This window comes from Borreliella sinica, assembly GCF_033969665.2.
Classification (GTDB): domain Bacteria; phylum Spirochaetota; class Spirochaetia; order Borreliales; family Borreliaceae; genus Borreliella; species Borreliella sinica.
This window is the reverse complement of record NZ_CP135180.1, coordinates 842,797-855,271: the sequence shown is the minus strand read 5'-3', so window position 1 is coordinate 855,271 and position 12,475 is coordinate 842,797. Positions and strand designations below refer to the sequence as shown.

14 protein-coding genes, 1 tRNA gene and 1 other RNA gene are annotated in these 12,475 nt (G+C 28.8%); 5 read left to right on the top strand and 11 right to left on the bottom strand.

Annotated elements, in window-relative coordinates; translation table 11 throughout:
- Positions 1-17 precede the first annotated feature (17 nt).
- Positions 18-389, bottom strand: a complete 372-nt coding sequence (bpuR, locus tag QIA41_RS04035) for a transcriptional regulator BpuR (RefSeq protein WP_320292735.1) — start codon at positions 387-389, stop codon at positions 18-20.
- Between the two features lie 150 nt (positions 390-539).
- Here bpuR and QIA41_RS04030 point away from each other — a divergent pair.
- Positions 540-611, top strand: a tRNA-Gly gene (locus tag QIA41_RS04030).
- Between the two features lie 86 nt (positions 612-697).
- Here QIA41_RS04030 and ssrA read toward each other — a convergent pair.
- Positions 698-1,059: a transfer-messenger RNA gene (gene ssrA, locus QIA41_RS04025) on the bottom strand.
- Positions 1,060-1,171: 112 nt separating this feature from the next.
- Here ssrA and QIA41_RS04020 point away from each other — a divergent pair.
- The 3 genes from QIA41_RS04020 (at position 1,172) to ung (ending at position 3,491) form a co-directional block, all read left to right on the top strand.
- The gene (locus QIA41_RS04020; protein WP_320292734.1) at positions 1,172-1,846 is read left to right on the top strand and encodes a queuosine precursor transporter; all 675 of its coding nucleotides are present in this window, start codon (positions 1,172-1,174) and stop codon (positions 1,844-1,846) included.
- Positions 1,847-1,919: 73 nt separating this feature from the next.
- The gene (locus QIA41_RS04015; protein WP_320292733.1) at positions 1,920-2,621 is read left to right on the top strand and encodes a queuosine precursor transporter; all 702 of its coding nucleotides are present in this window, start codon (positions 1,920-1,922) and stop codon (positions 2,619-2,621) included.
- Between the two features lie 198 nt (positions 2,622-2,819).
- Positions 2,820-3,491 (top strand): uracil-DNA glycosylase, encoded by a 672-nt coding sequence (gene ung / locus QIA41_RS04010; RefSeq protein WP_320292732.1) that lies wholly within the window; start codon positions 2,820-2,822, stop codon positions 3,489-3,491.
- Positions 3,492-3,579: 88 nt separating this feature from the next.
- On the opposite strand, the gene secG is transcribed toward ung, so the two are convergent.
- The 8 genes from secG to trxA form a co-directional block, all read right to left on the bottom strand.
- The gene (gene secG, locus QIA41_RS04005) at positions 3,580-3,942 is read right to left on the bottom strand and encodes a preprotein translocase subunit SecG (protein WP_320292731.1); all 363 of its coding nucleotides are present in this window, start codon (positions 3,940-3,942) and stop codon (positions 3,580-3,582) included.
- A gap of 15 nt (positions 3,943-3,957) precedes the next feature.
- A complete protein-coding gene (gene tpiA / locus QIA41_RS04000) occupies positions 3,958-4,719 on the bottom strand; it encodes a triose-phosphate isomerase (RefSeq protein WP_320292730.1) in 762 nt (253 codons plus the stop codon).
- 1 nt (position 4,720) lies between these two features.
- Positions 4,721-5,902, bottom strand: a complete 1,182-nt coding sequence (locus QIA41_RS03995) for a phosphoglycerate kinase (protein ID WP_320292729.1) — start codon at positions 5,900-5,902, stop codon at positions 4,721-4,723.
- A 25-nt stretch (positions 5,903-5,927) separates the two neighbouring features.
- The gene (gene gap / locus QIA41_RS03990) at positions 5,928-6,935 is read right to left on the bottom strand and encodes a type I glyceraldehyde-3-phosphate dehydrogenase (protein ID WP_320292728.1); all 1,008 of its coding nucleotides are present in this window, start codon (positions 6,933-6,935) and stop codon (positions 5,928-5,930) included.
- A 73-nt stretch (positions 6,936-7,008) separates the two neighbouring features.
- A complete protein-coding gene (locus tag QIA41_RS03985; RefSeq protein WP_320292727.1) occupies positions 7,009-8,979 on the bottom strand; it encodes a tetratricopeptide repeat protein in 1,971 nt (656 codons plus the stop codon).
- On the bottom strand, positions 8,976-9,749 hold the full coding sequence (locus QIA41_RS03980) for a hemolysin family protein (RefSeq protein ID WP_320292726.1): 774 nt from the start codon (positions 9,747-9,749) through the stop codon (positions 8,976-8,978). Before QIA41_RS03980 ends, QIA41_RS03985 begins: the two co-directional genes overlap by 4 nt.
- Positions 9,750-10,208 (bottom strand): rRNA maturation RNase YbeY, encoded by a 459-nt coding sequence (gene ybeY, locus QIA41_RS03975; protein WP_320292725.1) that lies wholly within the window; start codon positions 10,206-10,208, stop codon positions 9,750-9,752.
- Positions 10,209-10,290: 82 nt separating this feature from the next.
- Complete coding sequence (gene trxA, locus QIA41_RS03970) at positions 10,291-10,644, bottom strand: thioredoxin (RefSeq protein ID WP_320292724.1); 354 nt, start codon at positions 10,642-10,644, stop codon at positions 10,291-10,293.
- A 73-nt stretch (positions 10,645-10,717) separates the two neighbouring features.
- Here trxA and QIA41_RS03965 point away from each other — a divergent pair, with 73 nt between their 5' ends.
- Positions 10,718-11,434: a 16S rRNA (uracil(1498)-N(3))-methyltransferase gene (locus QIA41_RS03965; protein ID WP_320292723.1), complete on the top strand. Its 717-nt coding sequence runs from the start codon at positions 10,718-10,720 to the stop codon at positions 11,432-11,434.
- 58 nt (positions 11,435-11,492) lie between these two features.
- On the opposite strand, the gene QIA41_RS03960 is transcribed toward QIA41_RS03965, so the two are convergent.
- Positions 11,493-12,446, bottom strand: a complete 954-nt coding sequence (locus QIA41_RS03960) for a PASTA domain-containing protein (RefSeq protein ID WP_320292722.1) — start codon at positions 12,444-12,446, stop codon at positions 11,493-11,495.
- Between the last annotated feature and the right edge of the window lie 29 nt (positions 12,447-12,475).

Sequence of the window (12,475 nt, the reverse complement as noted above, 5' to 3'; positions counted from 1 at the left end):
CATAAACATAATAAAAATCAATAATCCTTCTTTTTAAACCGTCCACCTGATAAATGAGATTTCTTGTGAAATCTAGAATCATCTAATTTAGATCTCTCTCCATATTCTCCATACCCTTCTTTATTATGCCTAACAGAAGAACTACTAGCTCCCGTAGACACTTTCTGCTTAATAACAGCTATTGCCTTAAGCAAATTAGATTCAAACTCACTTATATTCTCTTCATATACAAAAATAGAATGTCTTTCAAAATCTCCACTTGGACTTCTTTTGCTCTCTACAATATTTAAAAAATAATCCCCTTTTCTATTTTCCTTGACATTAAAAAAATAAGTTCTCTCAGATTCTGTAAATAGTTTCTCAGAGTATACTTCCCCTCTCTCTCCCATCAATTTCCTCCACACAAGTTTACGCACTTGACTACATTTAAGTTAAATTAATTGTACTTATTTAAAAAAAAAATTGCTAGCCAAAAATAACATTACAATAAATATTGTTGACATAAATTGATTTTTTTTATATAAGTAAAGTACTGTCTTGCGTCCTTCGTATAATGGTTATTACCTTAGCCTTCCAAGCTAATGATGTCGGTTCGATTCCGATAGGACGCTTTAAATAATAATTACACGTTCTATAATTCTACAAATTTAGTAATACTTTTTAAAAATTATATTTAAAGAATAGGTAAAAAATGAAATAATGGAGATGGCGGGAATTGAACCCGCGTCCTAAAAACAATACCATAAGCTTCTACAAGCTTATCTAGTATTTTATTAAGCAATATGGTTTGGAAATACTAGCAAACCACCAAATTGCTCTCAAGTATAAAAGTCCTTAAAAATCAACTTGAAAACATTTCTAAGCAAGCTTCGATGTCTAAAAGAGTATAAGTGAACCTCAAAGCCAAATCCAACAAAACTCCCTGCTAACTTAAGCAGCCATTACAAGGTTTGAACTTGTAAAGTTATTATTTTTTGCATTTATTTTAGAAGTTTTAAGAGATTCCCTCTGCCTGCAACTTATAACATTAGCATTTTTAGTCAAATCCAAAACATCCCCTCATGTAACGTTACTTTATCATAGTTTTAAAAAAACAACAATACTGTCTTATTTGCAAAAACTAAGCTAAAATTTTATAATAGTAAGTTCAATATTACTAAAAGAGAATTTTATGTTTAATGAAATTTTATGGTTCACCATGCTAATTACTGCTTATTCGTTTTTGATTATCATATTCCTTTTTTTTAAAAAAAACGGATTATTTGCGTGGGTGGCAGTTGCAATTATTATAGCAAACATTCAAGTTCTAAAACAAATTACAATATTTGGAATCAATGCTACATTGGGTAACATTATTTATGCATCGTCATACATTGCAACAGATATTCTCTCAGAATTTTATGGAAAAAAAACTTCAAGAAAAGCTGTTTATATCGGATTTATCAGCTTCATTGTCTTTGCAGTATTGACAAATGCTCAAATTCACTTTATGTCAAATAGAACTCAAGAAAATTTCAAAAGTTTAGAAAACATCTTCTCTTCAATACCAGCTTTACTATTGGCTTCTCTTGTTGCGTACTTAGTATCTCAATTAAACGATGTATATCTATATCAGTTTATTAAAAAAAAATTTCCTAGGTTTTTATTCTTTAGAACCAATGGATCCACATTGATAAGCGGCTTAATAGATACAATAATTTTTGTAAGCATAGCAATCTATTTTAAAGTATTTCCAAGGCAAGCTTTCCTAGATATAGTAATTTCTACATACCTAATTAAAGGCTTAGCAGGAATTCTAGGAACACCTTTTATATATTTTGCAAAATATATAAAACTTCAAAAATAAAAAAGTTTATTTACATAAATAAAAACCTTATCCAACTTTATCTAAAATAATTAATCGAGTATAATTAAATTTCATGAATAAAGATATATTTGATTTAAGCTTGTGGGCAGGAGTGTTTCTTTTTACATATACAACATTGGGAATTCTTTACCGATTTTTCGGAAAATCTGGACTTTTTTGTTTTAATGCAATTGCTTCAACAATATCAAACATTATAATACTAAGAAATTTAAAAACATTTGGAATGTCTTTAAATTTATCGGGTATTACTTTTTTATCGGCATTATTCTCTTTAAACTTAATGATAGAAAAATACAACAAAAAAGAAGCGATAAATTCTGTAATATTGAGTCTTTTGTTAAACATAACTTTCACAATTATGATTAATTTCATGAATGCATTCAATCACAATGAATTAGATACATCGGACATTCATTTTAAAATATTGTTCAATAACTTTACATACATTTTAACAATATTGATTGGAACGTATGTGCTTTTTTTATCCCAATACATAAACATTTTGCTATATAATTTTTTTAAAAAAATAAAAATAAAATCTTTATGGATCATTCACCCTGCATCACGATTAATTTCTGGATATCTGGCTAATTTACTGGTTTCAATATCTATAAATACAATATTTAAATACTACCCCGAAACAAAAAATATAGAACTTACAAGGGGATCCTTAATGATTACATTAGCAATAATTACAATTGATACAATTTTTTATCTATTTTTAAATTCCTGGAAAAAAATAAAAGAGGTTTAAGAATTAATAAAATTTTCAATAAATTAATGATTTTTAACCACTTGTTTATATGTTTCAAAATCAAATTTGATTTCTCAACTTAATCTAACAAATAATTTTAATACAACATCATTCAAAATGAAAATCAAATTTCAAAAATAGTAAAGCCCATCTTTTAATATATTTCAAATTTCAAACTATTTTTTATATAATACAAAAATGGAAGTAAAAATTGAAAAATCTTGGAAAGAAGTTTTAAACAATGAATTTAACAAAGAATACTTTAAAAAACTTGTAAGGTTTATCAAACATGAATATAAAACAAAAAAGGGTAAAATATTTCCTCCCCCAAGGCTTATATTTAATGCTTTTAATTCTTTACCATTTAGAGACATAAAAGTGGTAATAATTGGACAAGATCCATATCATGGAAAAAACCAAGCAAATGGACTTGCTTTTTCTGTAGATTCAGAAATCAAAATTCCACCGTCTTTGCAAAACATATTTAAAGAAATAGAAAAAAGTTTAAAAATAAAAACAATTCCAAACGGAGATTTAAAAAGATGGGCAATTCAAGGTGTATTTTTAATAAATACGATCTTAACGGTTGAAGAGGGAAAACCTTCTTCTCACAAAGCTATTGGATGGGAAATTTTTACAGATGAAGTGATAAAAATAATTTCTAAAAATTTGGAAAATATTGTATTTATGCTATGGGGTTCTTTAGCAAGAAGTAAAAAAAATCTGATTGACCCATCAAAACACTTAATTCTTGAAACAAGCCATCCATCTCCATATTCAGCAAATAATGGATTTTTGGGATCAAATCACTTTAGCAATGCTTTAGATTATTTAAAAAAACACAACAAAGATAAAATAAACTTTCAATAAAATTAAAAAATTTAAATTAAATAAAAGCCATGACTAATAGTTATCTAAAGATTGATCATGGCACGGCTACAATAATAATCAATTTAGATTATTTTTCTTTTGAATCTTTTTCTTCAATTTTATTAATATTAGCATCTGATTCATTATTTTCATTATCCCAGAAAGTTGAATTATTCTCATTTTCCTTCTTTATATTATCCAGAAGGCTATTATCTGCTCTTCTAGTGTTCATAAAAGATAACAAAACTACAAAGATAAAAAAACATGCTATAAAAAATCCGGTAATTTTTACAGCAACACTTGAAGACTTTGCCCCAAAAATAGAAGAACTACCACCCCCAAAAACACCGCCTATTCCATCACCTTGCTCATCCTGAATTAAAATTAAAAGGATAATAAAAATTGAAACAATCACAAAAATTATAAAAATACAAAATCTAACTAAATCCAAAACAAACCTCTTTAATTAAAGAACGTTATTAATTATAGATAAAAAAGATTCAGCCTTTAAAGATGCCCCACCTATTAATGCACCATCAATATTGGGTTCATTCATAAGCTCTTTTACATTGTCCGAATTAACAGAACCTCCATACTGAATTATAATATTATCTGAAGCTGACTTCGAATAAAGCTTAGCAATCTCAAGCCTAATCGCCTTATGAACTTCTTCAGCTTCCTCTTTAGTTGCAGTTTTACCTGTTCCAATTGCCCAAACAGGCTCATAAGCTAAAATTATTCTTTTAAGATCTGATTCAGAAACACAATTTAATCCCTTTTTAATCTGATTCAAAACAACGTCTAAAGTTTTTCCAGAATCTCTTTCATCAAGAGTTTCTCCAACGCAAAGAATCAAGTACTTAAAAGGATGTTTAAGTCCTGCAAGAATCTTTTTATTTATTATTTCATCGGTTTCTGCCAAATACAATCTACATTCAGAATGACCAAGTATAACATATTCTACTCCAAATTCTAAAAGCATTGAGGGTGAAATTTCACTCGTTCTTGCTCCACTTTCCATATAAGACATATTTTGAGCACCAAGAAGAATATTACTATCTTTAATACATTCTGCAACTCTAGACAAAGCTGTAAATGGGGGAGTTATCATTATTACAAAATCATCTTTTAAAGATTTAACTCCAGTTGCAATTTTTTTTGCAACAACAGAAGCTTCTGCACTTGTATAATGCATTTTCCAATTTCCTGCTAAAAACGTTTTCCTCACTTTACTTCTCCAAAACCTTAATGCCTGGCAAAATCTTTCCTTCAAGATATTCAAGCGACGCACCACCACCTGTTGAAACATGAGTGATCTTATCAGATAAATTAAATTTATTAACAGCTGCAACAGAATCTCCACCACCAACAATAGTTAAGCCTGTACAAGATGCTACCATTTCGGCAACCCTGGCAGTACCTTTTGAAAATGCATCAAATTCAAATACACCAAGAGGACCATTCCAAATTACGGTCTTAGCGGTTTTTACAACCTTTTCAATTTCCTTTAAAGTATTAACTCCAACATCCATGCCAATCTTGTTTTCAGGTATATTAGATGAATCAATATACTCAGAAGTAGAATTTTTATCAAAATCGCTAGCTACAATGTGATCAAGTGGTAAAATTATTTCAACATCCAACTCTCTTGCTTTCTTCAAAAAAGAAGCCGCTGTATCAAGATATTCGATCTCTAAAAGAGATTTACCTATAGAATATCCCTTGGAATATAAAAAAGTATAGGCCATTCCACCACCAATCACAACCACATTCGACTTTGATAAAAGTGATTCCAGAACTGCAATCTTTGAAGAAACCTTAGAACCACCAATAATCGAAACAAATGGCCTTTCAGGATTTTTTAATACTTCTCCAAGAAATTTATCTTCTTTTTCCATTAAAAATCCACCAACAGATGGCAAATATTCAGAAACCCCTACCGTTGAAGCATGCGCCCTATGTGCTGCACCAAAAGCATCGCTTACAAAAACATCTCCATTCTCAGAAAGTTTTTTTGCAAAATTTTTGTCATTCTTCTCTTCTTCTGCATAAAACCTTACATTTTCAAGCAGTGCAACAGCTCCATCCTTCATTTGCAAAGTATTATTTACAATTTCGCTTCCAATGCAATCAGAAAACATCTTAACATCCTGATTTAAAAGCTCTGCCAATCTATTAGCAACGGGTTTAAGGGAGTATTTAAGATTTTTTTTGCCTTCTGGTCTACCTAAATGACTTACAAGCACAATCTTAGCCCCTCTTTCTTTTAGATACTCTATTGTAGGCAATGCGGCCCTAATTCTAGTATCATCACTAATGTTCCCCTCTTTTAGGGGAACATTAAAATCACATCTTACTAAAGCTCGCTTGCCTGCAAAACTATCAAAATCTTTTACTGTTCTTATTGACATTTTATTACCTTACAAGCATTTCTAGTTATTTTACCAATTTTTGAGCAAGATCAACTACTCTTGTAGAATATCCAAACTCATTGTCATACCATGATAGCACCTTTGCAAATCCATTTTCAAGAACCATTGTTTCAAGACCATCAACAATAGACGAATGGGAATTCCCTTTTATATCTGAAGATACAATTGGATCTTCCGTATACCCCAAAATACCTTTAAACTCAGGTGTTTCTGATGCTTTCTTGAGGGCAGAATTAATCTCTTCTTTTGTAACATCTTTTTTCTTGAGTTGAACTGTAAGATCAACAATTGAACCTGTTGGCACAGGCACCCTCATTGAAGTCCCATTTAACTTTCCTTTAAGTTCAGGCAAAACAAGACCAACTGCCTTTGCAGCACCAGTTGAAGTTGGAATAATAGAAAGTGCAGCAGCCCTTGCCCGTCTAAGATCAGAATGAGGAAGATCTAAAATTCTTTGATCATTAGTGTAAGCATGAACAGTTGTCATAAGTCCTCGTTCAATTCCAAATGATTCATGAAGTACTTTTGCAAGAGGGGCCAAGCAATTAGTTGTGCATGAAGCATTTGACACAGCCTTTAAATCAGAATTAATATCGTGATCATTTACACCAAGAACTATTGTTTTAATCTCGTCTTTAGCGGGAACTGTTAAAATAACTTTTTTAGCCCCAGCATGACTTACATGATCAAGATACCCTCCCTTATCACTAGTTGCTGATGAAAAAACACCTGTTGATTCAATTACAACATCAACTCCAAGCTTCCCCCAAGGAAGATTTTTTGGGTCTCTCTCAGCAATAATTTTTATTTCTCTTCCATCCACAACAATAGCACCATCTCTTGACTCAACTTTTTTATTATATACTCCAAAGGTCGAATCATACTTTAAAAGATGTGCAAGGGTTTTGGGATCTGTTAAATCATTTATTGCAACAACATCAATTCCTCTTTCAAAAGCAATCTTAAAAACATTTCTACCAATACGACCAAAGCCATTAATAGCCAATTTCATACAAAATCCTCCGATTTTTTTGATTTTATTCTTACTAGAATTATTAAATCATAAATTAATAACAAGTGTCAAACTATCTTTTTACAAGCACAGTGGCTCCTTCTTGAATATAATCCTTTAAAAACGTAGAAGATTTTATAGTACCTCTAGAAATATAATCGCTTGTATCTTCAATTAAAATCTCCCCCAAAATATCAGACTTTTTATAAACAATAAAACTAGAATCTCTAGTATCGCTATTTAAAGCACCTTCTTTAAGAATTAAAAAAACATCTCCCTTTACAACATCGTTTACTTGACCAAGATTAATAAGGGCATCATCATTTTTAATTTGAAGAATCTTTCCTTTTTTGGGCAAATAATCATGAAAATCTTTGGAAAAGGAATTTAAAGCATTGCTTAAATAATTAATACCTCCCACATTATAAGAAAAAGAACTAACTTTAATCCCTGTTTTCCCTGAAAAAATATCGACCACTAAATAAGCTGTATTTTTCAAAATATCTGTCTTTAAATCAAAAATTAAAAATAAATCCAAATTATTATTCCTCGAATAAGAAAATCCTTCAGAAAAATTATTAATTAAATAGTCTCTATTCTTGTTATAATCAAAATTATAGTTAACTATTTCTATATTTAAATTACGCTCAAGCACCCTTTCGGCAAATCTTAATATTAAGTCGTTTGCCCCAAAAAGTTTATTCTCACTTTGAGTAAAAATAGCCATTCTATAAACCATTCTGTCATCGTAGAGTTTATTAAAATCAACAATATTTTTATATCCGTATTTATAAAATAAAGACTTTCTAACATCAAAAGAGGCAACATCATAAAAATCTAAAATTCTAGAATCAGTAGAATTTCTCTGTTTTACCAAATAAAAAAGCTGCTCATAAGCCATAATATTTAAATTCATAAGTTTGTATATTTTTGAAAGCAAAAACCTAGCGCTATCATTATCAGGCCAAATATCAACAGCATTTTTTGCATTAAACAATGCTTTACTTAAATTTAAAGATTTAAAAGCTTTAAACCCTTCATTTTCATAATGCTTAGAAATTTTAGAATTGGAATCATTTTTCAAAAAATTTCTAAAATTAGATACAAAAAAACTCTCCTCAAGAGCAATATTATAAAATTCTAAATCTTTTTTAAGATTTCTAGCTCGCTCCAAATTTAAAATGGCCTCTTCCACATTCCCAAATTTTAAGTAAGAATATCCCAATAAATAATAAAGCTCATCGGAATCTTTATTAAGCAAAATAGCTTTCTTTAATGATTTTATTGCATCCTCATATTTAAATTCGTACAAATAAACAAGCGAAAGCAACCGATATGCATCAACAACTCCAAAATCCTTGTAAGAGCTCTCAATTAATGCTAAATAATTTAAAGCATACTTTTCAGCAAGCCCTAAATTATTAATACTAATATAAAATTCAGATACTCTTTTATGAAAATCTGGAAAAGATAAAAAATTTACCCTGACCTTATTTATCAAATGTCTAATCTTATCATGCATTCCCAGTCTTTGATAAATATCGATAAGATGTTCAAAAGCACTATAATTGTTTTGATTATAATCAAGAATGGATAAATAATAATTAGCAGCGGCTATGAATAATCCATTTTTTTCAAAAATTGAAGCAAGTCCAACCAAAGCATCAATATTATTCCTCTGTTTAATCAAAACCTCAGAATAAATTTTTTTTGCTTGATCAATTTTATTATTTTTTAAGAGTATATTTGCATAAAGAATTTTATACTCAATGTCTTCATTAGACATTTTATAAGCTTTTTCTATGAAAAATTGTGCTTGAGTATATATTTTAAGAGAATAATAAATTGATGCAATAAATTTATAAGCTTCATAATAATTGGGGTTAATTTTTATGGCTTCAACAAGTTCATCAATAGCATCATAATACCTTTTAGATAAATAATACTCATGGGCTTTTTGATAATGCCCTAATGCTGTAGTATCACTGCCCCACAGAACACTAAAACTAAAAAAGAATAACATCAAAAATCTATTAAAATTCATAAACCTTCCTTATCGGAAATCTTTATTACCTTAATATTTCTTTGATGCATATTTTTAATCGAAAAAACCAAATTGCCAAATTCTACTTTTTCATTTTTCAAAGGAATCCTCCCAAAAAGATCATAAACAAAACCACCAAGGGTATCAAAGTCTCCATTTGGCAAATTTAAATTAAGCTTCTCATTTAAATCCTCTATTAAAATTCTTGCATCACAAAGATAAGACCCATCATTAAGACATACTATTTCATCAAGTTCATTGTCAAATTCATCTTGAATATCACCCACTATCTCTTCAAGAATATCTTCAAGAGTCACAAGTCCAGAAACCCCACCATACTCATCGACTACAATTGCAATATGAACATGATTTTCTTGAAATTCTTTTAAAAGAGAGTCTGTTTTTTTACTCTCAGGAACAAACATAACTTTTCGCATAATGTCTTTTAAGTCTATTTCGTAGAAATCTTTTTTACACATATGCAACAGTATGTCTCTTGTATGAATTATTCCAACAATATTGTCAATAGTACCATGATAAACAGGAAATCTTGAATGACTACTAGATGTTACAACCTTTAAAAGTTCATCCTTACTCTTAGCATAGTCAACAAATACAACTCCTATTCTGGGAATCATAATCTCTTTTACAATGGTTTCCTTAAGAGCATTGAAATTTTGTACCAAAGAAGTTTCAATATTCGACTTATCTTCAAGGTCATTTTTTGGGCTTCTTTTTTTCTTATTTTTAAAATTAAAAAATCCCAACATCTAAAATACCCTTTTATTCTTTCTTAAGATATCTTCTTGAAGAATCAACATACCTTCCTTTTTAAAATCATTAGTTTCATGTTTATATCCCATTAAATGTAAAATTCCATGAATAGTAACACGTTGAAGCTCCTCATAAATTTCAACATTAAACTCTTGAGCACTAAATTTTAAATATTCAAAAGATATTATAAGATCTCCTTGTATTTTATAACTTATACCATCAACCAAATTTTCGTTAAGTTCATTATAATTGAAAGAAAGAACATCCGTTGGCTCGTTCTTGTCTCTAAACTTATTGTTTAATTTTTGTATATAAACATTGTCGCAAAGAATAACTGAAAGTTCAAAATCACTAATAGAAAGAATATCTAAAACAGATAAAATAAAATCATAAAAACCACTAGAATGTTCAAATTTAACATTCTCTACTAATAAATTTAAATCAGATTTGGACAAATTAACTATACCCTAGAATAATTTACATATAGCTTACAAATATAATTAATTGCTATAACAATTAATTATATTATTTTGCAACCTAAAAACCAAAAAAATCCTTAATTATATTTTCAAAAGCATCTTCTTGCAAAAAACCAACAGAAATCTTTGGCTTGCCATTAATAGGAATAAAAAGAATGGTTGGAAGACTTTGCACTCCAATAACAGAAGAAACATCTTGCTCTTTGTCTGTATCTATTTTGTAAAAATCAATGCTATTCTCGTACTTTTTAGAAAGTTTCTCAAAAATCGGAGAAAGCATTTTACAAGGACCACACCAATCAGCATAAAAATCAATTATTACTGGCCTTTCGCCTCTAAAACTCCACTCTTTATTATTCTTATAATCAAAAACTTTAGCAATAAAATCTTCTTTGGTTAAAGAAATAACCATATATTCTACATGCCCCCCTATCGACTTAAAATTATATCACAAATACAATATTAATAATAAGGAATTATAAGAAATGAATTTAATGTTAATAACTTTTAATGAATTTAAAACAGGAATTTCACTCAATGACACTAGAGCAGAACATCTTGTTAAAATCTTAAAATTAAAAGATAACGATAAATTTAAATTTGGTATTCTTGGAGAAAAAAACATTTATCATTGCATTTACAAAAAAGATAAAAAACTATTTTTTAATAAAATTTTTAAAATAGGAGAATCTAACAAACTCAAAAAATTAAATGTACTCATTGGAATGATAAGACCAATTGTTGCTAGAAGAATCATAAAAGAACTTGCTAGTATTGGAATATGTGAAATAATTTTTTTTAACACTGAACTTACTGAAAAATCATATTTAAATTCTAAAATCTTTAAAAACAATGATTATGAAAAACATTTAATAGTCGGAGCAATGCAAGGGGGAATAACGTACTTGCCAAAAATAAAAATTATGAAAAATTTGAAAGACAGCCTTAAGTATATTAAACAGGAAAATTTTGAAATAAAAATATTGCTTGAAAAAAATAGTAAAAAAAATTTAATTGATATAAAACAAGTAAGCAATGCAGCCATTATTGTGGGCCCTGAGAGGGGATTTACAGAAAAAGAAAAACAATTAATAAGTAAATATAATTTCTTCTCTTGCAATATATCTTCAAACATCTTAAGAACAGAAACGGCCATAATTTCTGCATCTATTATTACTGCATCAAAACTAATTAATACATAATTTTATGTTATTATGTTAATTTTTTTTATTATTTTTAAGTTGATCCATTTAAACGCAATCAATTTATAGCTGTTTGATTGATAAGCTTATCGTAAATATAAAGTTCAATCATAGAGCCTTTGTAAACCTCATAGGGCAATTTAATCAACCCCCCTTTTGACTTAAAGGAATAAATCAAAGAATTTTCACCATCCAAACCTTTTAACCTAACAGATATATCAACATAAGATGGATGTTGCCTTAATTTATAAGTCAAAATTCCAAAAACAATTTTATTGTCAACCTTGGGCTTTGCAATAGTAATTAAAATTTTATCTGATTCACCTATTTTAGTTCCAGGCGGAATAGACTGTAAAACAATATTTCCAAAATCACCCGTATCCACTAAATCAATGTCAAAACCAATGCTATCATTCAAAAGAGAAGCAACCGCATCTTTATAATAAATTCCAACATAATTTTTAACATGCTTGTCCACATGATCTTTACCCTTACTAATCAAAAATTGGAGATCTGTTAAACTTGATATTTGACTACCCGGTGTTGGATTTTGACGAATTATTATACCCTTTGGCAATTCACTCTCAACCTCAAGAGGCTTAACAATATGATAAAGTAATTTGGAATTATCAAAAGAATTAGCCTTTAAATTAGTAATAACATCATCAATGTTTCTACCAATAAAGCTATCAACTCTGTTTATTATAGCTCCCTTGCTAATGAAAATAATAACCTTATTGTTATGCCTTAAAACGGTTCCTGGCTTTGGACCTTGCTCTATTACTTTTCCTTTATCAAGAGCACTTGAAGAAAATTTAAATTCAACGTGAGGAATTAACTCTTTTCTCTGCAATTCAATAATAGCATCTTCAATAGTAAGAGAATAAAGATTCGGAACAACTACAATCTCATTATTTTCTAAAACCATAAAGAAAATTGCAAAAGAAACAATTAAAGATCCAAAAATAACTAGAAGTAATGCCTTAATTGTCGCTTTGGGTAAAATTAACATTTCATTATTACAATTTTTATCACTTTCAT